Genomic DNA, 25534 nt, shown 5'->3' with positions numbered 1-25534 from the left:
GCGCTTTCTTAGTTAAAGGCTGCGCCAGAAATCGATCAGCAGCTGCGTGAACTCCACCGGCCGCTCGGCCGCGCTCACGTGCGCAGCGTCGATGGTGGCCAGGCGCGCACCCGGAATGGCTGCCACCATGGCCTCGGACATGGCCAGCGGCGTGGCCTCGTCCTGCAGGCCGCCGATGACCAGCGCGGGCACCGCGATGCGGCGGTTGCTCTCGCGAAAGTCGATGGCGGCCACGGCGTTGCAGCTCTCGATGTAGCCCTGCGCGTCGGTGCGCACCAGCGTGTCGTGCAGCACCTTGGCGGCCACCGCGCCTTCGGCCGTGCCCGCGAAGGCCGGCGTGAGCCAGCGCGACACCGCGCCGGGCGCTATGGCGGCCACGCCCTTGGCGTTTACCGTGTCGGCGCGCGCGCGCCAGGGCGCCTGGTCGGGGTAGTGGGCCGACGAGTTGGCGATGACCACGGTCTTCAGCAACTCGGGGTGCCGCACGGCCAGCGCCTGCGCGGTCATGCCGCCCATCGACAGGCCGACGAAATGCACCGGCTCGCCACCCGCCTCGCGCGCGATGAGCTCGGCCGCATCCTGCGCCAGCGTCTCGATGCGCAGCGCGCCGGGCACCACGTCCGATGCGCCGTGGTTGCGGTGGTCGTAGCGCACCACGGTGTGGGCGCGCGACAGCAGCGCGGCCACGGCGTCCCACATGTGCAGGTCGCAGCCGAGCGCATGGCTGAGCACGACGATGGGGCCGTTGCCCTCGCGAACGACGTTCAAACGGGTCATGGTGTGGTTTCCTTTGTCGGATGTGCAGGGTGTGCAGCAGGTTGAAAGTGTTGCAGGCGCGGCAGCCAGAAGAACGCAATGGCCATCAGCACGCAGCCGGCCAGCAGCATGGGCACGACCATCGGCCAGGCGCCGTGGGAGTAACCAGGGTCGACGAACAGCGCGGCAATCTGCCCCACGCAGAACGCGACCATCATCATGCCGAAGCCCGACCACGACACCGCCCGCCCCGCCAGGTGCGGCAGGTCGCCCACGGCACCTGCCTGCCCGCACGGTTGATGGATGCCGTGGCCCAGGCAGTACACCGCATGGCCCACCAGCAGCGGCACCGCGCTCAGCGGCAGCAGCAGGCAGCCCAGCGCCTGGATGACGGGGCCGGCCAGGCTCAGCGATGCGCCCAGCCGCACCGTGCGCACCGGCCCGTAGCGGCGCAGCAGCGTGCGGCACATGGTGGTGCTGAAGATGTAGACCAGCGAGCCGCCCGCCGGGATCCACCCGTACCACGCGGGCGACCAGCCCAGGTAGCCGATGTAGACCATGGGCGACAGCAGCAGAAAGCAGAACAGGCCGCCGTAGGTGGTCGCGGCCAGCGAAGCCCAGGCACGAAACGAGCGGCTCGCGAACACGGCGCGCGTGCTGCCGCGCGGCGCGGACGATTCGCCGCTGCCCTGTGCGAACGGCCGGCGCGTTTCGCCGAAGGAGCGCCAGCACAGCGCGAGCAGCACCGAGGCGTAGAGCGCCATCGCCACCATCACCCAGCGCCAGCCCGCCCCTTGCACCAGCCAGGCGCCCAGCAGCGGCGCGGCCAGGCCGACCACGCCCAGCCCCGTGAGGCCGCGCGCCATCACGTGCGGGCCTTCGTGCGCGGGGTACAGGTCGCGCACCGCCGCACGCGAGCACACCAGGATGGCCGCCATCGAAAAGCCCTGCAGCGTGCGCCAGCCCGCGAGCAACGCCACGCTGCCCGCGAACGCGCCGCCCAATGCGGCCAGCACATAGCAGGCGAGCCCCGCCAGCAGCACCGGCCGCCGGCCGAAGCGGTCGGCCAGCGGGCCGCACAGCAACTGCGCAAAGCCGAAGGCCAGCACGAACAGCGTGAGGCTGGTGCTGGCCGAGCCGAGCTCGCTGGCAATGGCCGGGAGCGCGGGAAGATAGCTGTCGGTGGCCACCGGCTGCGCCGCGAGCAGCAGCGGCAGCAGCAAGGTGAAGCTGACGTCGAACCGGCCCTTGCGGGCGACCGGCGCGCTCACCGGGTGGCGGGTTGCGGTGACGAAGCGGCGGCCAGCAGGCCCTTTTCGCGCAGGATGTTCGTCGCAATGCCGAAGGCATGGTTGGCCACGGGCACGCCGCAGTAGATGGCGGCCATCATGATCACTTCCTTGATGTCTTGCGGCGTGAGGCGCGACTCGGGCGGGCCGTCGAGCGCGGCGCGCACGTGCATCGCGAACTCCTCGTACGCGTGGATGCCCAGCATCATCGACAGCACCATGTAGCGGCGCGTCTTGTCGCCCAGCGCGGGGCGGCCCCAGATGTCGTTCCAGGCATGGCGCGTGATGAGCTCCTGGAACTCGGCGTTGAACTCGTTGCGGTTGGCGAGCGACTTGTCGACCCAGGCGTCGCCGAGCACGCGGCGGCGGTTGAGCAGGCCGGACTCGTAGCCTTCGGCGGGCATCTCGGAGGCCGTTGGCGCGGCGGGAAATTCGGGGGCGGTCATTGCGAGAGTTCCTTGTGTTCGGTGAGCCGGGCCTGCAACGCCTTCACTTCGGCGAGCGCGGTCTGTCCGGCATAGTGGGCGAGCGCGGGGTCGAACCATTCGTCGGCCGCGTCGCGCGGGAGTTCGGCGCGCAGCCGGTCGATGTTGGCGCGCATGCGCGCGGCGTCGACCTGCAGGCCGGGCAACGCACCCGCCATGGCGCGCGTGCTGCCGTGCGCGGACATCAGCAGTTGCGGCCATTCGGCCAGCTCGGCCTGCCAGGCGCCGAGCGCGCGTTCGTGTTGTTGCGGCATGGCGCCGAGCAGCGCGGCCACGCGTTGCGGCGCGCGGTGCGCGGCGGCGATGGCCACCATCGAGGCCACCGGGTTGCGCTTGTGCGGCATGGCCGACGAGCCGCCACGGCCGGGCTCGCTGGGCTCGGCCACTTCGGCCACTTCGTACTGGCCGAGCAGCGCGATGTCGACCGCGATCTTGCCGAGGCTGCCCGTCATCAGGCCGAGCTCGCAACCCAGCGCGACCCACTCGTCGCGCTGCGTGTGCCACGTGGCGCCGGGGTCGCCCAGGCCCAGTTCCTTGGCCATGCGCTTGCGCACGGCCGCGCCCTGCCCCTTCATCTGCGCGAGCGTGCCCACGGCGCCGCCCAACTGCAGCTGCAGCGCGTGCCTGGCAGCCTCGCGCAGCCGGATGCGGCTGCGCACCAGCGGCGCGGCCCAGCCCGCGCACTTGAAGCCGAAGCTGGTGACCGAGGCCGGCTGCATCAGCGTGCGCGCGAGCATCGGCGTTTCGGCGTGCGTGACGGCCAGCCGCAGCAGCGCGTCGGCGGCCTTGGCCAGGTCGGTCTCGATGAGCGCCACGGCCTCGCGCGTGACCAGCGACATGGCGCTGTCGATCACGTCCTGGCTGGTGCTGCCGAAGTGCACGAAGGGCGCGGCATCGGCATTGAACATGCCCACGGCATCGCGCAGCGCCTTCACCAGGGGAATGGCGACGCTGCCGGCACGCCCGCTTTCGCGCACGATCTTCGGCACGTCGAACAGCTCGACCTTGCAGCTGCTGACGATGGAGTGCGCAGCACTCTCGGGGATCAGCCCCTCGGCGGCCTGCGCCCGCGCCAGCGCGGCCTCGAAGCGAAGCATGGCGTCGACGAAGGCGCGGTCGCTGAAAGCACCGAGCGTTTCGGACGTGGAGAGAAAGCCTTCGAAAATACTCATGCGGACACCTGCTCTTTCAATACTTCAATTGGGCCACGGCGCGCAATTCCTCCGGGGACGCTGTGCCGAATCCGAAGAATTCCAGGTACGCCGGAATCATCTCGAACAGCATGTCGGTGCCCACCTGCACCTGGCAGCCCTTGGCCTTGGCGGCCAGCAGCAGCGGCGTGAACTCGGTCTTCATCACGACCTCGCCGACGAAGGTGCCCGCATCGATGCGATCCACGTCGAAGGGCAGCGGGTCGCTCTCCTTCATGCCCAGCGGCGTGGCGTTGACCACCACGTCGTAGCCGGCCGGGTCCTTCGAACCTGTGGCGACCTTCATCTGCGGATAGTGCTCGCGCAGCCGCGCGGCCAACGCGTTGGCCGAGGCCTCGCTCATGTCGAACAGCATCAGCTCGGCGGCGCCGGCCGCCGCAATCGATGCGGCAATGGCCGAGCCCACGCCGCCCGTGCCCGACACCAGCACGCGCGTGCCCTTGAACAGGCGGCCCTTGCGCTCCACGCCGCGCACGAAGCCCGCGCCGTCGAACTGGTCGCCCAGCAGCGTGCCGTCGGGGCGCTTGAGAATGGCGTTGCACGCGCCCGCCACGCGCGCGGTGGGTGTCACCTCGTCGACCAGCGACATCGTCGTGACCTTGTGCGGCATGGTCACCAGCGCGCCGCGCAGGTTGCTGAACCTGAAGATCTGCGGCAGCGAGGCCGCGTAGTCCTCGGGCTTCACGCCCATGGGCACCACCACCGCGTCGATGCCCTGCTTGTCGAACCAGGGGTTGTAGATCATCGGGGCCTTGAAGGCCTCGGTGGGAAAGCCCAGGTGGGCGATGAGCGTGGTCTTGCCGGAAATCATGTCGTTCGTTTCGTTGAAAGATGAGGCTCAGGCCACGCTGGGCGAGTGATAGCGCAGGGGCTGCGCAATCTCCGCTTGCATGGCCGGCGGGTAGACGATTTCGCGCAGGAAGTTCGCGTCGGCCTGCAGCGCGGTCGCTGCATCGAGGTGGCCGAAGTAGCGCAGGTAGTGCGGCATCTGCTGAATGAGCATTTCGAAACCCGCCTGCGCATTGAGCCCGCGTGCGCGCGCCGCGCGCACCAGCGGCGTGGGCTGGTTGCGCAGCAGGATGTCGAACAGCGCGGCATGCCCGTCCATGCGCGTCACGTCGACCGGCAGCGCGTCGCCTTCGACCAGGCCCAGCGGCGTGGCGTTGATGACCAGGTCGTAGCCCTCGGGCGCATTGCTCTCCACCGCGACCACCGTCGCGTCGAAGAAGGCATTCAGCTTGGCCGCCACGCCGGCCGCCTTGCCGGCCGCGCTGTCGAAGAAGGCGATGTGCTCCGCGCCGTTCACCGTGCCGCCTTCGGCCAGCGCCACGCCGATGGCCGCGGCGCTCACACCCGCGCCGAGGATCAGCACGCGCTTGCCGCGGAAGGGAATGTTGCAGCGGTCCAGCGCGCCGATCAGGCCTTCGCCGTCGAACAGGTCGCCCTCGAGCTGGTCGCCCTCGGTGCGGCGCACCACGTTGACCGAGCCCGCCACGCGCCCGAACAGGCCGCAGCCGTCGAGCAGGTCGACCACCAGCGGCTTGTGCGGCGGCGCGATCACCATGCCGCGCACGTTGCGCGCCAGGAAGGCCGACTTGAAGAACACCGCGAAGTCGCGCACCGGCACCTGCATGGGCAGCAGCACGGCGTCGATCTCGTAGCGCTCGAAGGCGGCGTTGAACATGCGCGGAAGCCGCACATTGCGAACCGGGTCGCCCGGAATCAGGTACGCCTGGGTGCTGCCGCGGATGGAATGGCTCATGTGCTTGCTTCCGTTCGTCAATCGCTCGTTTCGAGGCCGAATGCCTCGCTTTATAGACCCTTCGCCTCACCCTTGCTGCCTTAGGGAGCTTCAAACGTGCGATTATCGAACTACAGAAATCGATCATCGTTCAATTTGAGGGTTTTCAGGGGTGCCGCCGGCACCCATCGCCCCTCTACCGAAGGCACACTTCCGCCATGACGAAGGACAGCGAGGACCTGGACAAGGACGACGCCGCACCGCCCGCGGGGCTGGACAAGCGCGACTGGATCGCCGGGCTGGAGCGCGGCGTGAGCATCATCGAGGCCTTCGACGACGCCAACCCGCGCCTCACCGCCAGCCAGGCCGGCCAGCGCACGAACATGACCCGCACCGCCGCGCGGCGCTACCTGCTCACCTTGCAGCACATGGGCTACGTGGCGAGCGACGGCAAGCTCTTCTGGCTCACGCCGCGCGTGCTGCGGCTGGGGCAGTCGTACCTGGAATCGGCCCGCCTGCCGCGCGTGGTGCAGCCCTTTCTGCAGCGCGTGGCGGCCGGCACCAACGAGTTTGCGTACCTGAGCGTGATGGACGGCGACGAGGTGGTCTACATCGCGCGCAACGGCCCCAACCGCAGCATGAGCACCGGCTACGTGCTGGGCGCGCGCGTGCCGGCGCAGGTGACGGCCTCAGGCATGCTGATGCTTGCACTGCGCAGCGACGCCGAACTCAACGAATGGCTGGCGACCAAGACGCTGACCGTGTTCACCTCGCACACCATCGCGAGCATGGAGCGCATGCGGCTGGAGCTGGCGCGCATCCGGGCACAGGGCTGGGCGCTGTCGGAGCAGCAGCTCGACCTGAACTCGCGCGGCATCGCCGCGCCGCTGCGCGACCGGCACGGCACGCTGGTGGGCGCGCTGAACATCACGATGCCCATGGGGCATGAGAGCTCGGAAGACGCGGTGGCGCGGGTGTTGCCGGTGTTGCGGGAGACGGCGCAGGCGATGCGCAACCTGATCTGATGCACTGACAGCATTCCGACAGCATCCACAGTGCAGGATGCGCACTTTCCCCAAAAAGACGGAGACACGCACCATGTCGGAACCCTTCCTGAACGACGCACACACCCGCCGCCACTGGCTGCAAGCCGGCGGCGCCCTCACCCTGGGCGGCCTGCTGCCGTCGCTGGCCTCGGCGCAAGAGACCTGGCCCAGCAAGTCCATTCGCTTCGTCGTCCCCTTTGCCCCCGGCGGCAGCTCTGAAATCGTCGCGCGCTCGACCGCCGCCGAGCTCTCGCGCACCCTCGGCCAAAGCGTGTTCGTCGACAACAAGCCCGGCGCGGCCGGCAACATCGCCATGAGCGAGGTGGCGCGCAGCACCGACCAGCACACGATCATCCTCGGCCACATCGGCACGCTGGCGGTCAACCCGTACATCTTCGCCAAGCTGCCCTACGACGCCAACAAGGACTTCAAGCCCGTGAGCCTGCTGGCCAAGGTGCCCAGCCTGTACGTGGTGCACCCCGACGTGCCGGCGAAGAACCTCAAGGAGTTCATCGCCTACGCCAAGTCCAGGCCCGGCAAGCTCAGCTACGGCTCGGCGGGCAACGGCAGCGCGGGCCACCTGGCCTTCGAGTACCTGAAGATGACGGCCGACGTGTTCATGCTGCACGTGCCCTACCGCGGCACCGGCCCGATGGTGACCGACCTGCTCTCGGGCCGGCTCGACGCCTCGGCCATCGGCGCGGCGGCGATCATTCCGTTCATCAAGGCGGGCAAGGTGCGCTGCATCGCGACCGGCTCGGCCAAGCGCCTGGCGCAGTTGCCCGACGTGCCCACCGTGGCCGAGCAGGGCTTTCCGGGCTTCGAAATGACGCAGTGGTACGGCATGCTCGCGCCGGCCAACTTCACGCCGGCCAACCTGGCCAAGCTCTCGGCCGAGACCATGAAGGCCGTGAAGTCGCCCGACTCGATGCAGCGCCTGTCGGCCGACGCGGCCGAAGCCGTCGGCGGCACGCCGGAGCAGTTCGCGCAGTTCATCACGGCCGAACAGACCCGGTGGCAAAAAGTCATCGCCCGGGCAAACATCAAACCAGACTGAGCGTTCCAGGCCCTAGCATCGGCGCCATGCGCATCCTGCTGGCCGAAGACGAACACACCCTGGGCACCTGGCTCTGCAAGGCACTGGAGCATGCGGGCATCCAGGTCGAATGGGTGGACGACGGCCGCCTGGCCGACCGGGCGCTGCAGCAGCGCGAGCACGACGCGCTGGTGCTCGACCTGGGCCTGCCGGGCATGGACGGCCACACGGTGCTGCAGCGGCTGCGCGAGCGCGACCAGCGGCTGCCCGCGTTGATCCTCACGGCGCGCGACTCGTTGAGCGAGCGGGTGGCCTCGCTCAACGCGGGCGCCGACGATTTCCTCGCCAAGCCTTTCGCACTGGCCGAACTCGAGGCGCGCCTGCACGCGCTGGTGCGGCGCGCACGCGGCGTCGAGCATCCGCGCCTGGCCTGCGGCGCGCTGGTGTACGACGGTGCACGCAAGCACTTCACGCTGAACGGCGAGGCGCTCGCGCTCTCGCCGCGCGAGCTGGCCGTGCTGCGCGTGCTGGTGCAGCGCAGCGGCGAGCCGCTGTCGAAACAGCAGATCCTGGAGCGCGTGTTCTCCGACGACGAAGAGGTGCACCCCGAAGCGGTCGAGGTGTTCGTCTACCGGCTGCGCAAGCGGCTGGACGGCAGCGGCGTGCGCATCGTCACGCTGCGCGGCCTGGGCTACGTACTGGAAACCGACTGACATGGGCTCACCCCCAGGCTTCGCGCACTTCGTGTCGCGTCTCCTCCCACCTCGCCGGGGGCAACACCGGCGGCGCGGCGGAGCCACGGCGTGAGCCGCATTGCGCGCATGCGCCAGAGGCTCAAGCGCGCGAGCCTCTGGCAGCGCCTGGCGCTGCTGCTGTTCCCCGCGCTGCTGCTCGTGACCGGCATCGAGCTGTGGATGACGCGGCACGACGCGCTGGCCGCCGCCAACGCGGCCTACGACCGCTCGCTGCTGGGCGCGCTCAAGTCCATCGATGCCAACATCTCCACCGCCTCGGGCGGCCTGTCGGTCGAGCTGCCGTACACGATGTTCGAGTTCTTCGAGCTCACGGCCAGCGGGCAGGTGTTCTTCCGCGTGGCGACCTCCGACGGGCTGGTCGAGCTGGGCAGCGCCGACCTGCCCGCGCCGCCCGCCGAGCTCGCCATGGGCGTGCCGGCCTTCTACGACGCCACCTACTTCGGCGAGGCCGTGCGCCTGGCGGCCTACCGGCGCGACCTCGACCGCGCGCCGGCGGGCAGCACCGGGCGCAGCGTGCTGATCCAGGTCGGAGAAAGCACGCGCTCGCGGCAGGAGTTCAGCGCGCGCTTCGTGCGCAGCGCGGCGCTGCGCGACGGGCTGGTGCTGGCGATGCTGCTGTGCGGCACCGCGCTTGCGCTGGCGGCTGCCTTGCGGCCGTTGTCGCGGCTCGCGCGCGAGGTGCAGGCCCGCACGAGCGACGATCTCACGCGCATCGCCGAGACCGACCTGCCCGCCGAGGTGCGCCCGCTGGTGGCCGCGGTCAACCAGCAGATGTCGCGCACGCAGGCGCTGGTGACGCAGCAGCGCCAGTTCCTGGACGACGCCTCGCACCAGCTGCGCACGCACCTCACCACGCTGCAGATGCAGGCCGACTACGCGCGGCGCGAGCAAGACCCGGCGCAGGTGCAGGTGGCGCTCGATGCGCTGGGCACCGAGATCGGCCGCGCCACGCGCAGCGCGCAGCAGCTGCTGGCGCTGGGCCGCAGCGACACGGTGTCGGTGGAGCCCGCCGCCTTCGACATGGCCGCGCTGCTGCGCGAAGTGGCGCTCGACCTGCTGCCGCTGGCGCGCGCCAAGCGGATCGACCTGGGCATTCATTCGCCCACGCCCGAATTCCGTGCTGTGGCCGACCGCGGCCTGCTGCGCGAAGCCTTGAGCAACCTGGTCACGAACGCCATCACGTACACGCCGGCCGAAGGCACGATCACGCTCTTTGCGGCGGGCGACGCCGCAGGCTGGAGCCTCAACGTCGAGGACGACGGCCCGGGCCTGAGCGACGAGGAACGCACCGCACTGGGCCAGCGCTTCCGGCGCGGGGCGCGCGCGGGCAAGGGCGGCTTCGGGCTCGGGCTGGCCATTGCGCGCTCGATCGCGCAGCGGCACCAGGGCGAGCTGCGGCTCGAAGCGCGCGAGGCCGGGCGCGGGCTGCATGCGATCATCTGGTGGCCGCGCACATCGGCTCCCACCGCCACCTGACGCGACTGCCGCCATGCCCTTGCAGACCTCCCGCCGCCATGCACTTCGCACGCTGTCCGCGCTGCTGATGCCCTGGCTCGGCACGCGCGCGCTGGCTGCCAACGACCCTTCCGAAGACGCCGCCGACTGCGTCATTCCCGCCAAGGCCGGCGGCGGTTTCGCATTGACCTGCGCCCTTGCGCGCGATGCGTTGCAGGCCGTGCGCCCCGCGCGTCCGCCGCTGGGCCAGCGATACCTGCCCGGCGGCATCGGCGCCGTCGCGTTCGACCGCATCGCCACCGGCCAACTCGGCGGTCCCGGCACGCTGGTGGCGTTTTCGAGTGGCTCGCTGCTCAACCTGGCGCAGGGCCGCTTCGGCCCGCACCCGCCCTCGGCCGTGCGCTGGGTCGCCACGCTGGGCACCGACTACGGCGTGATCGCCGTGCACCGCGACTCGCCCTACAAGCGCCTGCAGGACCTGGTCGCCGCGCTGCGGCAAGACCCGTCGCGCATTGCCTTCGGCGCGGGCGGCACCGTCGGCAGCCAGGACTGGGTGAAGGCCGCCCTGCTGGTGCGCGCGGCGGGGCGCGACCACAAGGCCATGCGCTTCGTGTCCTTCGAAGGCGGTGGCGACGCATTGAGCGCGTTGCAGGGCAGGCATGTCGATGCCTTCCCCGGCGACGCGGCCGAGGCGCTGCAGGCCATTGCGGGGGGCGCGGCGGTGCGGCTGCTCGCTGTGCTGTCGGACCAGCGCCTGGGCGGCGCGCTCACCGGCGTGCCGACGGCGCGCGAGCAAGGCGTGGACCTGGTGTGGCCGACCGTGCGCGGCCTCTACGTGAGCGCGGACGTGCCGGAGCCGGCCGTGCACGCCTGGGCCGCCGCCTTCCGCGAAGCGGCCGCCGCACCCGGCTTTGCGGCGCTGCGCGAGCAGCATGGCCTGTACCCCTTCACGCTCACCGGCGCCGCGCTCGACGGCTACGTGCAGGCGCGCATCACCGCTTACCGGGTGCTCGCCGACGAGCTCGGTCTGCGCCGCTGGAAGCCCTGACTCGTCGGCTTGCCGACGCGAGCGGTCGGTCGCGGCGAACGTCGTGCAAGCGCGTCCATCCCCTGACGCTGACCCGCAATAGGCGCCCCGTCCCACGTTCGGCAGCCAGCGAGCGTCCAACCTGCGTGCATGACCGATCCACGCAATGTCGCGCACGACAAAAAAGTGCAGCAGGAAAAGAAACACCACGGCGAAGAAATCGCACCTGGCGCCATCCATGCGCCGCAGCCCGGGCAGAAGCCTGCGTTGAAGCATGAGGACGCAGAGCCTCCCGAGGGCGATGCCCCTGGATCGAACTGATCCTCCGCTCCCCGTCAGCCCCGGTTCCGGGGCTTTCTTTTCAGCGCGGGGGATTCGTCGGGCGACAGGGTTTCAAGCCCTGCGACTACACCGGACGTATACCTAAGCGCTCATTTTCCGATCAGCCCGGCGGGGCATGGTGCATTGCTTCGCCCGCACGGGCACAGTTGTCTTCACAGGAAATACGAATGCCGGAGCTGGTAATTTCAATCGGTGCCAACCTGTCGCAGGTGGCACTGGTCAAACGCCGTACGACGATCGGCCGCCGTACGGACTGCGACATCGTTCTCGACAGGTTGACCGTGAGCGCGAGTCATGCGGCGCTGCATTTGCGCGGCAACCAGGTGTTCATCGAAGACCTGGGCAGCACCAATGGGACCCTCGTCAATGGGGTGCCGGTTGTCCAGCAGGCGCTCGAGGACAACGACTTCATCGAGGTAGGCGGTTGTCAGATCCTCTTTCTGGACGCCGACGTCGGCACTGATAAACACGGCGCGGGCAGCGAGCCGACCGCGGCTCGGCCCATGCCCACGGAATTTGCACCGACGGAACCTGCCGAAGCCGGGACGCCGCGCGTGCCCGTGCTGCGCGTGCTGTCAGGGCAGGGGGAAGGCCGGGAGCTGTCGCTGCGCAAGGTCGTCACCACCGTCGGTACGCCCGGTGTGGCCGTGGCCGCGGTCACACGACGCCGGCAAGGCTACGTCGCTGCCAGCGTGATGGGTGTGGTCACGCTCAACGGCAAGCTGCTGGACACCGAAGCGATGCCGTTGAAAGAGCACGACGTAATTGAACTCGACCGGGCGACGCGCCTCGCATTCATCGAAGTGTGAATGCGCTTCTCAGGTCGGCGCTCTCGGCGCCGCAACGGCGCGAGGAATGCGGACCGAGAAACTCGTGCCCCCCGCGTCGGTCGACGCCACGTGGATCGAGCCACCGTGCGCCAGGACCGTCTCACGCGCGATGAACAGCCCCAGGCCGAGGCTTGTGCGCGGGCGCCCGGGCTGCTCTCCGTCGAGCGGCAGCTGCACCATCGCGCTGAAGATCGTCTTGAGCGATTCGGCCGGAATCGCGGGGCCGCGATTGGTCACGCAGACCAGCACGTCATTCGTTTCGCCGGCCACGTCGAGCTGGACGCTTGTCCCCTTCGCCCTGTACTGGGCTGCATTGGCGAGCAGGTTCACGACCACCTGTTGAAGCCGGACGTCGTCGAAATCGCCCGACAGGTCGCCGCGCGTGTTCAAGTCGAACACGCAATCGGGGTTTGCCGAAGACGCGTTGTGAAGGGCGGCCTGAACAATGTCGCCCATGTTCGCCGCTGCGGGTGCCATGGGCATCTTGCCGCCGAGTTGCGTACGCGAATACTCCAGCAGGTCGTTGACCATGGTCGTCATGGTGGCGGCGCTCCGCACCAGCCGCTTGCCGGTGACGGCGTTGCCGTCGAGGTTCTTCGACCGCTCCAGCAGCAGGCCGGTCATGCTGATGGCGGCCAGGGGCGTGCGCAAATCGTGGCCGAGGATGGCCAGGAAGCGCTCGCGCGTGTGGTTCGTGTGCTCGGAAAAGGTCATTGCCGACTCGGCCAGGGCCTCGTCCACCGCCTCGTTGAAGCGCGTCATTTCCTCCACGACCTCGCGGTTGAACTCCTCGACGGTGGGCAGCCACAGGCGCAGAACACTCGCACGCAGCGATCGAAATTCCGCCGTGAGCTGCGTCAGTGAAAAGCCGCTGACCTCCCGCAACGTGCCGTGGATCGCGGCAGCACTGTGAAAACTTCCCTCGTCATCCGCGTCACCATGCGACTTGGCCGTTTGCTCGGCCTTGCTCTGGAAGCTGTCGATGTCCAGTGCAATCGCCTTGATGATCTGGTGCGCGTGGTCGCGCAATGCCTCGCTGGTCATCAGGGTGGCGGCGGGCTTCAACGTCTTGGCAAAGGCCTCCCAGTCCACCAGGATGTCTTCGGCGCGCTCCGTGAGAAAGCGGGAAAGCTTCATGCATACCTAGTTTTTCGCCCGGAAACATTCATTCAGGCATTCGCCGGATCCTCCCGCCCCCCTTGCGAGTTCCACGTAGGACGAACGAGCCAACTCCGCTGGCGATTGCCTCACGCAGCTAATTCAGGCCGCCTTCAGGAACACCTCGTGGTCCGGCGCGAAGTTGACGTGCAGCGGCAGCATCGCGCCGCCCAGCGCACACGCCAGCGCTCCCGCCCTGCCGCCGTGCACCTGGGGGCGCCACAGGCCTTCCCAGTTGCAGCGGTCCAGCGCGGCGCGCGTGCGCTCCAGAAGGGCCTGCAGCAGCAGGCGCGACATCGAGCCGTCCACCACCACGTCGGCCAGGTCGAGCATGGCGGCGCCGCTCACGATGGCGTGTGCCAAGGCATGCGATGCGCTTTCGAGCCAGGCCTGCGTGCTGGCGACAAAGGGCGGCTGCAACGCCCGGTCGTCGTAGGCGGCCGTGGCGTCCAGGCCCTCGCCGGCCAGCCGTTGCTCCAGCTCCCACAGCGAGGCCTGTGCGATCAGCTGCGTCGGCAGCGCACCGCCGCTGGCCGGCGGCTGCATCGGCAATGACGCGAGGGCGCCCGCATTGCCGTGCGCGCCCGCATGCAGGTGCGAGTTGATGACCAGCCCGCCGCCCACGAAGGTGTCCACGAAGATGTACAGGAAGCTCTTCAGGTCGTGCCCGCGCCCGCTCACCAGTTCGGCCACGCAGGCGGCCACAGTGTCGCGCGCGAAGCTCACCGGCACGTCGGTACGCGCGCGCACCTCGGCGGCCAGGTCCATCTGGTTCCACAGGTCGGCCTGCGCCTTCGACAGGCCCAGCGTGCGGTGCCAGCCGCCCAGCTGGAACGGCGCGGCCAGCCCCGCGCCCACATTGCGCGCGGCCAGCGGCCCGAGCCCGTCGCGCAGCCGGTGGATGTGCTGCGCAATGGCGGGCAGCAACTCGTCCGCGTCGGGAAAGTCGTAGCTGATGGCGTGGCGCTCGCGCACCTGCGCGGTGAAGTCGATCAGCAGCCACTCGGCGCCGCGCCGGCCCACCTTGATGCCGATGGAAAACGCGCCGTCGGGGTTCAGCGCCAGCGGCACCGAGGGCTGGCCAATGCGTCCGCGCACGCGGCTCTGCTTGACGATGAGGCCGTCTTCCTCCAGCCGCGCGGTGATGAGCCCGATGGTCTGCGCGCTCAGCCCGGTGAGCCGCGCCAGGTCGGCCTTGGGCAGGCTGGTGTGAACGCGCAGTGCCTGCAGCACCGTGCGCTCGTTGAACTGGCGCATGCCGACCTGGTTCGAGCCGCGGGGCCGCAGCAGGTCGGGCATGCGCGCAGGTGCTGCGTCGGCATCAGGCATGCGCCTCCGCGGGCAGCTGATCGGCCGTCATCGCGCCGGTCATCACGGCGACCGTGTCGCTCATGCTGATCTTCTTCGGGTTGAGCACCGCCGCGCGCTTGCCCAGCCGCGCCACGTGGATGCGGTCGGCCACCTCGAACACGTGCGGCATGTTGTGGCTGATGAGCACCACCGGCAGGCCGCGCTCGCGCACCCGGCGAATCAGCTCCAGCACCATGTTGCCTTCCTTCACGCCCAGCGCGGCGGTCGGCTCGTCCATGATGACCACGTGCCGCGCGAAAGCCGCGCTGCGCGCCACCGCCACGCACTGGCGCTGCCCGCCCGAGAGTGTTTCGACCGCCTGTGTCATCGACTGGATGCCCACCTTCAGGTCGGCCATGCGCGCGGTGCTCTCGACCAGCATCTTCTTCTTGTCGAGCATGCGCAGCACGTTGCCCAAGAAGCCGGGGCGGCGCAGCTCGCGCCCGAGGAACAGGTTCTCGTAGATGGTCATGGCCGGGGCCACGGCCAGGTCTTGGTACACCGTCTCGATGCCCGCGCGGCGCGCGTCCAGCGGGTTGCGAAAGTGCACCGGCTTGCCGTCGAGCAGGATCTGCCCCTCGTCGGGCACCACCGCGCCCGACAGCGCCTTGATGAGCGAGGACTTGCCCGCGCCGTTGTCGCCGATCACCGCGAGGATCTCGCCCTCGCGCAGCTCGAAGTCGACGCCGTCGAGCGCCGTGACCTGGCCGTAGCGCTTCACCAGGCCCTTGGCCTGCATCACGATCTTGGGGTTGGCAACGGCGTTCATCAGCGTGCTCCCTTGCGCGAGAGCTGGTCCGCAGCCACCGCCAGGATGACCAGCACGCCCGTCACCAGCACCTGGTAGATCGACGACACGCCCATCAGCGTGAGACCGTTGCGGAACACGCCCACGATCAGCACGCCGATCAGCGAGCCCAGCACGATGCCGCGCCCGCCGAACAGGCTGGTGCCGCCGAGCACCACGGCGGTGATGGCGTCCAGGTTCTCCGTCTGCCCCGCGTTGGGGTCACCCACGCCCGTGCGCGCCACCGACAGCAGCGAGGCGATGCCGTACAGCACGCCCGCCGCCACGTACACGCCCAGCAGCACGCGCTGCGTCGGAATGCCCACCAGCCGCGTGGCCTCCGCGTTGTTGCCCACCGCGTAGATGTGACGGCCGGCGGCCGTCTCGCGCAGCACGAACCACGCGAGCGCGTACAGCGCCACCATCAGCACCGAACCCCACGCCACCTCGGCACTGCCGATGGTGAAGGTGGTGCCCAGGCCGGTGAGGCCGCCCGGCAGGTCGGTGATGGTCTGCGAAGACGAGTAAAGCTGCGTGATGGCAAACGCGATGTTCAGCGTGCCCAGCGTCACGATGAACGGCGGCAGCTTGATGCGCGTGACCAGCAGGCCGTTGAGCAGGCCGAACAGCGTGGTCACGCCGATGCCGCACAGGATGGCCAGCGGCACCGGCATGCCCAGTTCGGTGGCGAACTTGCTCATGATGATGCTGCCCAGCGCCATCACCATGCCGCACGACAGGTCGATGCCGGCCGTGAGGATGATCAGCGTCTGGCCGATGGCGATCACGCCGACCACCATCACCTGCTGAAGAATCAGCGAGAGATTGCCGCCGGTCAGGAACCGGTCGGACTGGGTCGCGAAGAAGACGCATGCGCCCAAGAGGGCCAGCCACGGCCCCAGGGCACCCCAGGGGATGTGGTGCGTTGCAGGTTTTGTCGCCATCGTTGTGTGCTCCCCGGGCTACGCTTTTACTTCTTGCCCCAGCACAGGTCGGCGCCGGTCTTGGTGTCCTTGCTGTCCACGCCCGCCACGCTCTTGCCGGCGATCAGCGTCACGCCGGTGTCGACGTAGCCCGAAGCCTTCTTGCCCGTCTTGGCGAACTCCACGCCCGCGGCCACGCCCATGGCGGCCATCTTCAGCGGGTACTGCTGCGAGGTCGCGGCGATGACGCCGGCGTTGGTGTCCTTGATGCCCTGGCAGCCGCCGTCCACCGAGACGATCAGCACGCCCTTCTCCTTGCCTGCGCGCTTGAGCGCGTTGTACGCACCGGCCGCGGCGGGCTCGTTGATGGTGTAGACCAGGTTCACTTCGGGCGCCTTCTGCAGGCAGTTTTCCATCGCGGTCTGCGCCTTGGCCTGGTCGCCGTAGCTGTCGGCCATGCACACGATTTCGGGCGCCTTCGACAGCTCGTTCGACTTGGCGTCGTTCGCGGCCAGGCCGAAGCCCTTCATGAAGCCGTTGTGGCGCTGCGCGCCCACCGGGTGGCCCGGCAGCAGGTCGAGCGCGACGATCTTCGCGGGCTTGCCGGCCATCGCGGCCTTGGCGTATTCGCCGATCAGCACGCCGGCCGTGTAGTTGTTGGTGGCGAACAGTGCGTCGGTCGCGTCCGGCGGATCGGCCGGGCTGTCGAGCGCGATCACCATCACGCCCTTGTCGCGCGCCTTCTTGATCGCCGGCACGATCGCTTTGGCGTCGCTCGGCGTGATCAGGATGGTCTTGGCGCCCGCCGCAATCATGTTTTCCATCGCGGTGATCTGGCCCGCGTTGTCGCCGTCGGCCTTGCCCGCGCCCGACAGCAGCTTGGCGCCGAGCTTCTTGGCTTCTTCCTGCGCGCCTTCCTTCATCTTCACGAAGAAGGGGTTGGTTTCGGTCTTGGTGACCAGGCCGATGACGGGCTGGTCGGCGGCGAAGGCGGCGGTGGTGGCGGTGAATGCGGCCGATACGGCCAGGGTCGTGGCGGCCAGGGCCAGGAGGGAGCGGGTGCGGCTGATGCTGCTGCGTTGCATGATTTTTGTCTCCGTGGGCAGGCTGGGGAAGTGGTGCCTGCGGGCTTGGGAACCGGATCGCGTTACGGCCAGGGGGCGCGGCGTCCGGGCGCAGGGGGACTATCGGCCAGCGGGAGGACTAAATCAAGTGGGTTTAGTTATCGGAAACCCGGGGGTTGGTAGCGGAACAATCCGTCGCGGGCGTCCTTCGCCAATGCCTCGGACTAACGCGAAGCAAGCAGATGCGTACGGACATAAGCCAGGCCTTGGATCCAAAAGGGATGCGACAAGTACTTGAAGCGTCGGCTCGGCGGCACTGAACAATTGCCCTTGCACTACAACTTGATTTTCAATTTCCCAATAGTAGCTATCGGCTTGCGCCAACGAAGCATCAAGCAACGAGCGCAATGCTTGCGGGATTCAGTCAGCAGACCCTTGAACCGTCTCGTAATTACCCCAGTCAAAATTAGAAACAGCAATGGACGCAAATTCGATCATCATTTACGCGACGGCATTGGTCGCAGCAAATTTTTCGAAAAAGACCTGAGTATCATATTTTCGATCCGATCGCGAGAAAGACCAATACTCTGCAGGAAAGAAGTACCCTTTTTCCAAGAATACCTCCAATTGATGATCTGCATACTCGATTACATCGCCACTCAATCGCAGCAGCAATTTGCCTTTACCCCTTTCAAGGAGATCTGGATTCTCCGCACGAAGCTCGATTTGCGCGCGCTCCAGATTTTCACCCGAATAGCAAAAACAGTCGACGCGTTCAACAAGTGATGCGCAGTGAGCCAGCGCGGCAATTCGAGAGAGCAACAGTCTGGCGCCCTCGTCGTCGAGTGTGATCGTCAACTCATCCTTGCTCAACGGCCCAAAATTGAAAATTATCACCTTTAATCCCGAGAACAAGATGCCACGCCAAATTTAAATATCTTCACTTTATTGGCACGTATAGCCGACGCAAACACCATCGATCAATAATTAATTTGCCGCCTACGCAGTTCCGATACTTCCCGGAACCAGACTGTCGATCGAGATCCACTCGCAATCGAAGATCATCGAAAAACCTTCTATGCAATGCATGTGCACCGAGGCCAAGCCGTTGGAAGTTTGGATGCTGAGTCGACTCACTGTGTTCTTATGATCCCAGTCAGTCGCAACCAACTTTTTAACCCCGAGAAACGATACGCCCAGATAAATAACATCGTAGGCCCTGGCCCATCTGGCCGGGGGATTTCTCGGCCTTTTCTCGGTCATTAGTTTTATGGAAAATCTGGGTTCATCTCGCTTCAATAGTATTTCCAATACTTTTGAATCACTCAGGGGCGAAAAATCTCCATACGGCGCCAACAAAGCCTGAGGATTTAGGATCTTCTGGTAGTCATTCATTTTTTTAACTCGTACGAGTGGGCAACACAGCGCCTGCGCACGCCCTAGGCCAAGCTTGCTTCTCTAGTCACGCAGTGATCAGCGCACACGCATTTTTTCAGCAGCCAGAGGAAATGAGCTCAGAACAAAATCCACGGCCGCCTTGATATTTGGGAGCTTATTTCTAATATACGCATCATACATATCCACGGCTTCCTCGTATTTATCCAAATATTCATCAAAGCCTACCGCAACAGAGTCTTCAAGCGGCCTGATAAAGCACTCCCAATGAACCGTTTCGCCGGCGCGAATATAGTCACCCTGAACCCAATAGACCTTTTTTGATTTAACTATTGACTCAATTTTGTCAATTAATTCTGCGTCATCCATTTTCTTCCTTGCCAAAGGACAGTGGGTGGGGCGGCCCACAAAAATATCGCCACGAAGTATCGGAAACGGTTGTAATGTAGCCCCGTCTCTTCATCAAAATACTGCCCCTGGAACGGTATCGGGATCCACACCCCCGCCCGTCACCCCGCCCCGTTGATTGCCTCGCGCGCCTCCCCCAGGCCTTGCACCAAATAGACCCGTCTTACTCCGAGAGCTTCTGAAACTTACCGCCAAACATAATCTTGTCCAAAGCTTCTTCTACCGTTTTCCCCATCCTGCAAAAGTAATCGTCATACCCCCCAAAAAAGCCACCGCAATCGCCAATTAAGAACGTCAAATGCCCGGAATAGCCTTGCCCGATCGGAATTAACACCTCGCCGGCGAGTCGTTCATAATCTCCAACGATCCAAGCGCGGTCTAAGCGACGCGTAGCCGCGGAAGGATCAAAATGGCTTTCATCGGATAATTCTCCGCTGTAGGCGGGATGCACTAATTTAATACCTCCAAAAGATCCAGCAAAATCCAATGCTTCCCGAAATGTTTTGTAGCCATCTTTCTTCCAGTCAGATGCAAACTGATTCGTTTCGATCTTTCGCGCAGAATTCCAACCGAAACGCCCCAGAGCAGCAGTCAATTTTGGATTTAATTGATAAGCCATGATCTATTGCCTGTCAGAACCTTGAATTTCTTGAATGTCACCGAACAATTTTTACAACAGGGCATCGGCTCTCCTGACCTCGTGTAGACAGTAGCGACATCGAGGTCGACAATGGACGACCCATCTTTTAATGCTTTATTTTCCGCATGAATTTCCGCGCAATTGTTTGCGCCCCAGCTTTCCAACGAAGATGCTGGCATGCCAACTCCCAATTCTCCATTAATGTTTTTGAGTTTTGTTTCACTGGTTCCGGTATAGATCTTTCCGGTTCTACGGTTCACCATTGCACAAGTGGCTGTGGGTAATTTTCCGCCTATCGCCCTGAGCCTTGCTGCTTCTCGCTTTGCATCTTCAAGCGCATTGGGGCATCCCTTAGATCTTTGAAGCCCTAATAAGTCGATCCACTGGATCGGATTGAGCGCGTATTCATACGAATTTGGGGCCTCCAATAGGTTTGATTGGGTCGCTGGACGTGAATCTTCCGCTGTAAGGGTCGTAATACCGATACCGGTTGCAATGCAGCCCGTCTCTTCATCAAAATACTGCTCCTGGAACCGTATCGGGTTCCGCCCCCCGCGCGTCTCCCCGCCTCGCTGATCGCCTCCCGCGCCGCTCCCCAGGCCTTGTACTGCGCCGACCACGCAACCGCGCCTTCATGGTCCGTCAGCTCCTGCGGCGTGCCAAGGTGGTCGCATTGATAGAACGCCATCTCCTTCCTGTCGAACGCACGCGGCACCGCGCTGCTGCGCTGCTCGCCGTTCCACAGCGGGTCCTGCTCGATGTCGTAGACCCCGCCGTTCGCTTCCATCAGCGCCTTCGTATCCGTCGTCTCGCTCAGCGCCATCGCGCGCGCCTGGCGCACCTGCACCAGCGGCACGAACGAGCCGGCCTCGTGGATGTAGTGCACGCTCCAGCCGCGCTCGCCGCCCTCCTGAATCGCTGATTTGCTCTGCGTGCTCTCGAACCCGAGCAGGGCGCTGTCCCAGTCGATTGGCGCCGAATCACAGAGGATCAAGCAAATATTTCCGGGCGTACTTCAAAAACTCCATGCCCATTTCGGGGGCAAGCCGCTTAAGCAAGAAAAGATAGAACGGTAAGGGCGTTGGGCTTTCGTTTTCGTCCGGATTCCAGTCTGTGTCTTCATAGAAGCAGCAGACGGCGCATCGGCTCAACGCGGCCAGGGCCGGGTTTTCTTTTTCGGAACGATCGGACAACGCCCATAGCGCAAGCTTGCCCGGTTTGCGAAGCTCGTCGCTATTGCTTGCTTCAGAGCTGACAACGGCCTCCTGAAGTTGCTTAGCAATGAAGTTCAGCTGCGTCGGTGGGATCGCCTGATCGAACCGACCAGTCAAGATGCAAGTGCTTAGGAACTCGGCATACATCTTCATCATTCGGCCAAAGGGCACATGCCTGTCCGTCAGTTGCTCTTCGAGAGCATCAAGTTCGCTAATTTCTTCATCGGTGTACGGACCAATCATTCTTTCACTCCATCACAAACACCAAGCCGGCCCATGACAACCTTGCACGATTTGCAGTACGGCATCAACTTCCCATCATTTCTCACGGTCGTCGACGTACCTCCCTGAACGATGCCCCGAAGTTCGTCAACGCTAGAAGCATTGTGCGAATGCGCGATGCTGCTAAGCGCGTCGGGCTCGCCGCACCAAGGGTGTGTCTTGGACCTATCGTCTACTGGGATCTCGTCATACATTTCTTTGACCACTGGGTGCTGCGGCCCCTTTCCACCAGCTCCACCGCTGTATCCGACGACAGGTTCAGAAAGCTTCCCGCCTTCGATAGTGGTCCGCGTGCCTTGGTTGTTTGGCGTGATGCCTTTCTTTCGAGCAAGGCCCAAAGGATCGGTCCACGCTACCGGGTTGGGAGCAAATCGATGAAGATTTGAGCCGCCAATCAAGCCAATGGGATCCTTTGAAATGAATCGGCCTGCGCACGGATCGTAATACCGATACCGGTTGTAATGCAGCCCCGTCTCTTCATCAAAATACTGCCCCTGGAACCGTATCGGATTCCGCACCCCCGCTCGTCTCCCCGCCTCGCTGATCGCCTCCCGCGCCTCTCCCCAGGCCTTGTACTGCGCCGACCACGCAACCACCCCTTCATGGTCCGTCAGCTCCTGCGGCGTGCCAAGGTGGTCGCATTGATAGAACGCCATCTCCTTCCTGTCGAACGCACGCGGCACCGCGCCGCTGCGTTGCTCACCGTTCCACAGTGGGTCCTGCTCGATGTCGTAGACGCCGCCGTTGGCCTCCATCAGCGCCTTCGCATCCGTCGTCTCGCTCAGCGCCATCGCGCGCGCCTGGCGCACCTGCACCAGCGGCACGAACGAGCCGGCCTCGTGGATGTAGTGCACGCTGAAACCGTGCTCGCCGCCCTCTTCCACCGCTGATTTGCTCTGCGTGCTCTCGAACGCGAGCACATCGCCGTCCCAGCCGAACAGGGTGGTCGCCTCGCCCGTTCGCTTGGCGATGCGCCGCCCCAGCGCGTCGTACGCAAAGGTGGTGGTGATGCCGCTCGGGTCGGTGGCCGCGGTCATGCGGTTGAAGCCGTCCCAGGCGAAGACGGTGCGCCATCCGTTGCGCACGCGCTCGGTCATGTTGCCGCGTTCGTCGTAGCGGTAGCTGGTGCCGGCGTAGTTCTTCAGCAGGTTGTCCAGCAGCTTGCCAACTGCGCGCTGGTCCGGGTCTGCAGGCGTTGCGGGGTCGGCGATGTTGCCGGCCGGGTCGAAGGCGAACACCTCGCGGCCCACGCGGCTGTTGGCTTCGAGCAAGCGCCCGACCGGGTCGTAGCGGTAGCTGAGGTTGCCGCGACGGCTGTCGCCGATGCCCACGAGCTGGCCGGCCTTGTCGTAGCTGTAGCTGCGCTGGATGCCGGCCGCGCTCGCAGCCTCGACGGCGCCGGGCCTGGTGCGCGAGATCTGCTGTTCGAGCAGGCGCCCGGCGGGGTCGTACTTCAGGTGCTGGCTCAGGCCGTTGCCTTGCTCGCGCGCCACCTCGCGGTGCAGGTCGTCGCGCTCGAACTCCAGGATGTCCTGACCGTCGAGCAGCAGGCCGTGCACATGGCCCGATCCGTACGTGAGCCACTGCGTGACGTGGCCGTCGGGCCGCACGGTGGCGATGCGCTGGTTGAGCTCGTCGTAGCGGTGTTGCCAGACGGCCGTGCGCTTGCGTTCGAGGTAGTCGTGGTGCTCGCGCGTGAGGTTGCCGGCCGCGTCGTAGAACCACTGCAGGCGCGCGTCGCCGTTGGCGGCCTCGATGAGCCGGCCGCTGCGGTCGTAGCCGAAGTGCTCCGCCTGCTCGCCGGCCCTGCGTTCGCTCAGGCGCCCGAGCGCATCGAAGTCGAGCGCCGTGCGGTGGCCGGCTTCGACCACCTCGGCGAGGATGCCGGTGGTCGCTTCGTGGATGTACTGCGTGGTCTTGCGGTCGAAGCCGGTCTCTTCGAGCAGGCGGCCCGCCGGGTCGTAGCGAAAGTCGTAGCGGCTGCCGTTCTCGTTGTGCAGCTCGGTCAGGCGGCCCAGCAGATCCCATTGGTATTTGAGCGAGCGGCCTGCGGCGTCGGTGCGGCCGGCAATCAGCCCGGCTCGGGTATAGCCGTAGCGCGTGGCACGCCCGAGCGCATCGGTGTGTGTAAGCAGGCGGCCTTCGGCGTCGTGCACGAAGTGCTCGACGGTCTCGTCGGGCTGCACGACCTGTTCGAGCTGGCCGGCGGCGTAGCGGTAGCTGGTGGCGTTGCCCGCGGCATCCGTGGCCTTGGTGAGGCGGCCGCGCGCGTCGTATTCCCACTGGCTGGTCTTGGCGGAGCAGTCGGTGTAGCTGAGCAACTGGCCCGAGGGCGAATAGGCGAGCGACTTCACGCCGCCCTTCGCATCGGTGATGCGCACCGGCCGGCCGGCCTTGTCGTAGGCGTACTCGGTCTTGTGGCCCAGCGGGTCGATCTCTTCCGTCAGGTGGCCTTGCGCGTCGTAATCGCGCTTCCACACGCCGCCTTCGGCATCGAGGATGCCCGTCAGGCGGTTGAGCTTGTCGTACTCGAAATGCACGCGGCTGCCGTCGGCGCGCGTGTGGGTTTGCAGGTTGCCGTCTTCGTCGTAGGTGAAGTCGTCGGTGCTGCCGTCGGTGTGCACATGGCGGGTGATGTTCTTGGCGTCGTCGCGAAAGAACCATTCCTGCAGCTTGTCGGGGTGGATCACGCGGTAGGTGTAGCCCTGGATGTCGTAGTAGTGCCAGGTCTCGCCGCCCACTGCGTCGGTCACGTAGGTCAGGCGGATGTTCGGGTCCCACTCCAGCGTGAGCGCGAAGCTGCCGTCGTCGGACCACTCGCGAACCGCCTTGGCATCGGCGCCCGTGCCGTTGTATTCGAGGTTCATGCCGCGGCCGGTGCGGTCGGTGTAGCGGGTGACCAGATGGTGCGCGTAGGTGTAGGCCCAGCTCGCGCCGTCTTCGTCCTGTGCGGCGACGAGGTCGCGTTCCGCATCGTGCGTGTAGGCGGCCAGTTGGCGCACGACCTGGCCGTCTTTCAGCTCCCACAGCGACTGGATGAGCCCGGTCTGCGCATCGGGCTGCGTGCCCACGTGCGCCATGACGACCTCGCCCTGCTTGCTGACGATGTCGCTGAGCACGCGCTCGCCGGTCGACGCAATCACATGGTCGTAGCGCAGGCCGATGGACTTGCCGTCCTTCGCCTGCTGCGCCACGAGCCGGTAGTGCGGCTGGCGGCTGTCCACGCGCTCGTAGATCTCGCGCCATTCGCTCTGTTCGCCGGCGGGCAGCGGCTTGCCGAAGTCCAGCGCCAGCAGGCTCTCGCTCAGCAGCGAGATGCGGAGTTCCTCGATGGCATCGAAGTGGCTCTGCCCCACCTGCAGCACCGGATAGGCGTGGCTGCGGCCATCGGCCGCGTGGTACACGAAGCTGGCCTGCCCCTGGCGCGCACCGCGCACGGGCGTGGCAACGTCCACCCGCGTGCTGAACGGCGTGATCCAGCGTGCGCCGAGGCTGCCGCGGTCGAAAGCGTCGAGGTCGCTCGCATAGGTGCGCGACCACTCGATGGGCAGCGGCGCGGCGAGCGCGAAATCGGTGTGCGTGAAGCTCTCGTTGCCGGTGGCCAGGCTGATGGACTTGCCCACGCGCGGCAGGGCAGGGCAGGTCTTGCAGCCGCCCGTTCCCTGCGCCGGCGCCTGCCTGGTGATGTGCTCGAGCGGCTCACCGGGCTTGACCTTCTCGGCCTTGGCGCCGGTGTTCGGCGACAGCATCGCGTGCTGCTTGCCCTTCCTGCGCAGCAGCGCGTCCATGAGCTTGTGCAGCAGCCACATGATGCTGGCCTGCGTCTCCTTGTTGGCCAGCGCCGACAGTTGGCTGCGCAGCTGCCGCTTGAAGTCGAGCATCTGCGAAATCACGCCGTCCACCCGGCTGGCCACGCCCGCGGGCAGTTGGCTCGCGGCCGTCTTGGCAACGTAGTTGGCCGACTGCTTGGTGTAGCGCACGGCCGTGCCCCACATGCGGCGCCAGGTGCTCTCCGTCTTCGGGTCATGCACGCGGGCTTCGGCCGCGCCGGGCGTGGCCACGTTGAACAGGTCCTTCTGCCCCAGCACGCGTCGCAGGATGTCCACCAGGTTGTCGATGATCTTGTCGGCCAGGTCGGCGCAGCTCTTCAGGATGCCGTCGAGCTTGGCGATGGCACCCTCGATGAAGGTGTCCAGCTCGCCGGCGATGGTGGCGTTCAGGTGGCCCACCAGCGTGGTGACGATGGCCTCGCCCAGGTTGGACGCGGCGTTCTTCAGCTCCTGCCGCACCAGGTGCAGCGTGGGCCGCAGGCTCATGCGCGCGGCCGCCATGCTCGGCGG

At 66.2% G+C, this 25534-nt stretch carries 25 protein-coding genes; 7 read left to right on the top strand and 18 right to left on the bottom strand.

What is annotated here, in order from left to right; translation table 11 throughout:
• Positions 1 to 12 precede the first annotated feature (12 nt).
• From AC1DJH_RS14150 to AC1DJH_RS14125, 6 genes are read right to left on the bottom strand one after another with little or no spacing between them, the layout of a single operon-like run.
• The gene (locus AC1DJH_RS14150) at positions 13 to 777 is read right to left on the bottom strand and encodes an alpha/beta fold hydrolase (RefSeq protein ID WP_472116088.1); all 765 of its coding nucleotides are present in this window, start codon (positions 775 to 777) and stop codon (positions 13 to 15) included.
• Positions 774 to 2027: a multidrug effflux MFS transporter gene (locus AC1DJH_RS14145; RefSeq protein ID WP_478186108.1), complete on the bottom strand. Its 1254-nt coding sequence runs from the start codon at positions 2025 to 2027 to the stop codon at positions 774 to 776. The genes AC1DJH_RS14150 and AC1DJH_RS14145 overlap by 4 nt, the downstream gene beginning before the upstream one ends.
• Positions 2024 to 2491 (bottom strand): carboxymuconolactone decarboxylase family protein, encoded by a 468-nt coding sequence (locus AC1DJH_RS14140; protein ID WP_435485411.1) that lies wholly within the window; start codon positions 2489 to 2491, stop codon positions 2024 to 2026. Before AC1DJH_RS14140 ends, AC1DJH_RS14145 begins: the two co-directional genes overlap by 4 nt.
• The gene (gene pcaB, locus AC1DJH_RS14135) at positions 2488 to 3702 is read right to left on the bottom strand and encodes a 3-carboxy-cis,cis-muconate cycloisomerase (RefSeq protein ID WP_472116093.1); all 1215 of its coding nucleotides are present in this window, start codon (positions 3700 to 3702) and stop codon (positions 2488 to 2490) included. The genes AC1DJH_RS14140 and pcaB overlap by 4 nt, the downstream gene beginning before the upstream one ends.
• Positions 3703 to 3718: 16 nt before the next feature.
• Positions 3719 to 4552 carry a shikimate dehydrogenase family protein gene (locus AC1DJH_RS14130; protein WP_472116095.1) on the bottom strand — a complete coding sequence of 278 codons (834 nt, stop codon included), beginning with the start codon at positions 4550 to 4552 and terminating at the stop codon, positions 3719 to 3721.
• Between the two features lie 27 nt (positions 4553 to 4579).
• A complete protein-coding gene (locus tag AC1DJH_RS14125; RefSeq protein ID WP_472116098.1) occupies positions 4580 to 5503 on the bottom strand; it encodes a shikimate dehydrogenase family protein in 924 nt (307 codons plus the stop codon).
• 197 nt (positions 5504 to 5700) lie between these two features.
• On the opposite strand from AC1DJH_RS14125, the gene AC1DJH_RS14120 reads away from it, so the two are divergent.
• The 7 genes from AC1DJH_RS14120 to AC1DJH_RS14090 all read left to right on the top strand — a co-directional run bounded on the left by AC1DJH_RS14120 (position 5701) and on the right by AC1DJH_RS14090 (position 11952).
• Complete coding sequence (locus AC1DJH_RS14120) at positions 5701 to 6507, top strand: IclR family transcriptional regulator domain-containing protein (RefSeq protein ID WP_478186107.1); 807 nt, start codon at positions 5701 to 5703, stop codon at positions 6505 to 6507.
• Positions 6508 to 6580: 73 nt separating this feature from the next.
• A complete protein-coding gene (locus AC1DJH_RS14115) occupies positions 6581 to 7585 on the top strand; it encodes a Bug family tripartite tricarboxylate transporter substrate binding protein (RefSeq protein WP_472116101.1) in 1005 nt (334 codons plus the stop codon).
• Between the two features lie 26 nt (positions 7586 to 7611).
• Entirely contained in the window at positions 7612 to 8277 is a 666-nt protein-coding gene (locus AC1DJH_RS14110; RefSeq protein ID WP_435485405.1) for a response regulator, read from the top strand.
• A gap of 108 nt (positions 8278 to 8385) precedes the next feature.
• Positions 8386 to 9795 (top strand): sensor histidine kinase, encoded by a 1410-nt coding sequence (locus tag AC1DJH_RS14105; protein WP_472116172.1) that lies wholly within the window; start codon positions 8386 to 8388, stop codon positions 9793 to 9795.
• Between the two features lie 13 nt (positions 9796 to 9808).
• The gene (locus AC1DJH_RS14100) at positions 9809 to 10822 is read left to right on the top strand and encodes a Bug family tripartite tricarboxylate transporter substrate binding protein (RefSeq protein ID WP_472116104.1); all 1014 of its coding nucleotides are present in this window, start codon (positions 9809 to 9811) and stop codon (positions 10820 to 10822) included.
• Positions 10823 to 10951: 129 nt separating this feature from the next.
• Positions 10952 to 11122: a hypothetical protein gene (locus AC1DJH_RS14095; RefSeq protein ID WP_435485403.1), complete on the top strand. Its 171-nt coding sequence runs from the start codon at positions 10952 to 10954 to the stop codon at positions 11120 to 11122.
• A gap of 188 nt (positions 11123 to 11310) precedes the next feature.
• The gene (locus AC1DJH_RS14090; RefSeq protein WP_472116107.1) at positions 11311 to 11952 is read left to right on the top strand and encodes an FHA domain-containing protein; all 642 of its coding nucleotides are present in this window, start codon (positions 11311 to 11313) and stop codon (positions 11950 to 11952) included.
• Positions 11953 to 11961: 9 nt separating this feature from the next.
• Here AC1DJH_RS14090 and AC1DJH_RS14085 read toward each other — a convergent pair whose 3' ends face one another.
• From AC1DJH_RS14085 to AC1DJH_RS14030, 12 genes are all read right to left on the bottom strand, one after another.
• A complete protein-coding gene (locus AC1DJH_RS14085) occupies positions 11962 to 13110 on the bottom strand; it encodes an ATP-binding protein (RefSeq protein WP_472116110.1) in 1149 nt (382 codons plus the stop codon).
• 123 nt (positions 13111 to 13233) lie between these two features.
• Complete coding sequence (locus tag AC1DJH_RS14080; protein WP_478186106.1) at positions 13234 to 14460, bottom strand: ROK family transcriptional regulator; 1227 nt, start codon at positions 14458 to 14460, stop codon at positions 13234 to 13236.
• Positions 14453 to 15250 (bottom strand): ATP-binding cassette domain-containing protein, encoded by a 798-nt coding sequence (locus AC1DJH_RS14075; protein ID WP_435485399.1) that lies wholly within the window; start codon positions 15248 to 15250, stop codon positions 14453 to 14455. Before AC1DJH_RS14075 ends, AC1DJH_RS14080 begins: the two co-directional genes overlap by 8 nt.
• A complete protein-coding gene (locus AC1DJH_RS14070) occupies positions 15250 to 16212 on the bottom strand; it encodes an ABC transporter permease (protein WP_472116116.1) in 963 nt (320 codons plus the stop codon). The genes AC1DJH_RS14075 and AC1DJH_RS14070 overlap by 1 nt, the downstream gene beginning before the upstream one ends.
• A gap of 26 nt (positions 16213 to 16238) precedes the next feature.
• Positions 16239 to 17276 carry a substrate-binding domain-containing protein gene (locus tag AC1DJH_RS14065; RefSeq protein WP_472116118.1) on the bottom strand — a complete coding sequence of 346 codons (1038 nt, stop codon included), beginning with the start codon at positions 17274 to 17276 and terminating at the stop codon, positions 16239 to 16241.
• Positions 17277 to 17756: 480 nt separating this feature from the next.
• Positions 17757 to 18113, bottom strand: a complete 357-nt coding sequence (locus AC1DJH_RS14060; protein ID WP_478186105.1) for a hypothetical protein — start codon at positions 18111 to 18113, stop codon at positions 17757 to 17759.
• 141 nt (positions 18114 to 18254) lie between these two features.
• Positions 18255 to 18650, bottom strand: coding sequence for an Imm50 family immunity protein (locus AC1DJH_RS14055; RefSeq protein WP_435485396.1), 396 nt, complete (start codon positions 18648 to 18650; stop codon positions 18255 to 18257).
• A gap of 78 nt (positions 18651 to 18728) precedes the next feature.
• Positions 18729 to 19019, bottom strand: coding sequence for a hypothetical protein (locus tag AC1DJH_RS14050; RefSeq protein ID WP_472116124.1), 291 nt, complete (start codon positions 19017 to 19019; stop codon positions 18729 to 18731).
• Between the two features lie 202 nt (positions 19020 to 19221).
• Complete coding sequence (locus AC1DJH_RS14045) at positions 19222 to 19677, bottom strand: SUKH-3 domain-containing protein (RefSeq protein WP_472118006.1); 456 nt, start codon at positions 19675 to 19677, stop codon at positions 19222 to 19224.
• A gap of 388 nt (positions 19678 to 20065) precedes the next feature.
• Positions 20066 to 20692, bottom strand: a complete 627-nt coding sequence (locus tag AC1DJH_RS14040) for an RHS domain-containing protein (RefSeq protein ID WP_472118009.1) — start codon at positions 20690 to 20692, stop codon at positions 20066 to 20068.
• The gene (locus AC1DJH_RS14035) at positions 20679 to 21155 is read right to left on the bottom strand and encodes a hypothetical protein (protein WP_472118012.1); all 477 of its coding nucleotides are present in this window, start codon (positions 21153 to 21155) and stop codon (positions 20679 to 20681) included. Before AC1DJH_RS14035 ends, AC1DJH_RS14040 begins: the two co-directional genes overlap by 14 nt.
• Positions 21152 to 25534, bottom strand: a 4383-nt coding sequence (locus AC1DJH_RS14030; protein ID WP_478186104.1) for an RHS repeat-associated core domain-containing protein, incomplete at its 5' end; no start/stop codon positions are given. The genes AC1DJH_RS14030 and AC1DJH_RS14035, both read right to left, overlap by 4 nt.

Source organism: Variovorax sp. 10N412 (assembly GCF_056394985.1).
Note: the sequence above shows the minus strand (reverse complement) of the source record. Positions and strands in the feature narration are given on the sequence as shown.

Bases quoted from the DNA above. Each gene is read 5' to 3' on its own strand.
- AC1DJH_RS14110 (WP_435485405.1), top strand. From the start codon at position 7,612: ATGCGCATCCTGCTGGCCGAAGACGAACACACCCTGGGCACCTGGCTC.
- AC1DJH_RS14095 (WP_435485403.1), top strand. From the start codon at position 10,952: ATGACCGATCCACGCAATGTCGCGCACGACAAAAAAGTGCAGCAGGAA.
- AC1DJH_RS14080 (WP_478186106.1), bottom strand. From the start codon at position 14,460: ATGCCTGATGCCGACGCAGCACCTGCGCGCATGCCCGACCTGCTGCGG.
- AC1DJH_RS14105 (WP_472116172.1), top strand. From the start codon at position 8,386: ATGCGCCAGAGGCTCAAGCGCGCGAGCCTCTGGCAGCGCCTGGCGCTG.
- AC1DJH_RS14045 (WP_472118006.1), bottom strand. From the start codon at position 19,677: ATGGCTTATCAATTAAATCCAAAATTGACTGCTGCTCTGGGGCGTTTC.
- AC1DJH_RS14065 (WP_472116118.1), bottom strand. From the start codon at position 17,276: ATGCAACGCAGCAGCATCAGCCGCACCCGCTCCCTCCTGGCCCTGGCC.
- AC1DJH_RS14120 (WP_478186107.1), top strand. From the start codon at position 5,701: ATGACGAAGGACAGCGAGGACCTGGACAAGGACGACGCCGCACCGCCC.
- AC1DJH_RS14100 (WP_472116104.1), top strand. From the start codon at position 9,809: ATGCCCTTGCAGACCTCCCGCCGCCATGCACTTCGCACGCTGTCCGCG.
- AC1DJH_RS14075 (WP_435485399.1), bottom strand. From the start codon at position 15,250: ATGAACGCCGTTGCCAACCCCAAGATCGTGATGCAGGCCAAGGGCCTG.
- AC1DJH_RS14150 (WP_472116088.1), bottom strand. From the start codon at position 777: ATGACCCGTTTGAACGTCGTTCGCGAGGGCAACGGCCCCATCGTCGTG.
- AC1DJH_RS14140 (WP_435485411.1), bottom strand. From the start codon at position 2,491: ATGACCGCCCCCGAATTTCCCGCCGCGCCAACGGCCTCCGAGATGCCC.
- AC1DJH_RS14125 (WP_472116098.1), bottom strand. From the start codon at position 5,503: ATGAGCCATTCCATCCGCGGCAGCACCCAGGCGTACCTGATTCCGGGC.
- AC1DJH_RS14070 (WP_472116116.1), bottom strand. From the start codon at position 16,212: ATGGCGACAAAACCTGCAACGCACCACATCCCCTGGGGTGCCCTGGGG.
- AC1DJH_RS14050 (WP_472116124.1), bottom strand. From the start codon at position 19,019: ATGGATGACGCAGAATTAATTGACAAAATTGAGTCAATAGTTAAATCA.
- pcaB (WP_472116093.1), bottom strand. From the start codon at position 3,702: ATGAGTATTTTCGAAGGCTTTCTCTCCACGTCCGAAACGCTCGGTGCT.
- AC1DJH_RS14115 (WP_472116101.1), top strand. From the start codon at position 6,581: ATGTCGGAACCCTTCCTGAACGACGCACACACCCGCCGCCACTGGCTG.
- AC1DJH_RS14035 (WP_472118012.1), bottom strand. From the start codon at position 21,155: ATGATTGGTCCGTACACCGATGAAGAAATTAGCGAACTTGATGCTCTC.
- AC1DJH_RS14090 (WP_472116107.1), top strand. From the start codon at position 11,311: ATGCCGGAGCTGGTAATTTCAATCGGTGCCAACCTGTCGCAGGTGGCA.
- AC1DJH_RS14130 (WP_472116095.1), bottom strand. From the start codon at position 4,552: ATGATTTCCGGCAAGACCACGCTCATCGCCCACCTGGGCTTTCCCACC.
- AC1DJH_RS14085 (WP_472116110.1), bottom strand. From the start codon at position 13,110: ATGAAGCTTTCCCGCTTTCTCACGGAGCGCGCCGAAGACATCCTGGTG.
- AC1DJH_RS14055 (WP_435485396.1), bottom strand. From the start codon at position 18,650: ATGAATGACTACCAGAAGATCCTAAATCCTCAGGCTTTGTTGGCGCCG.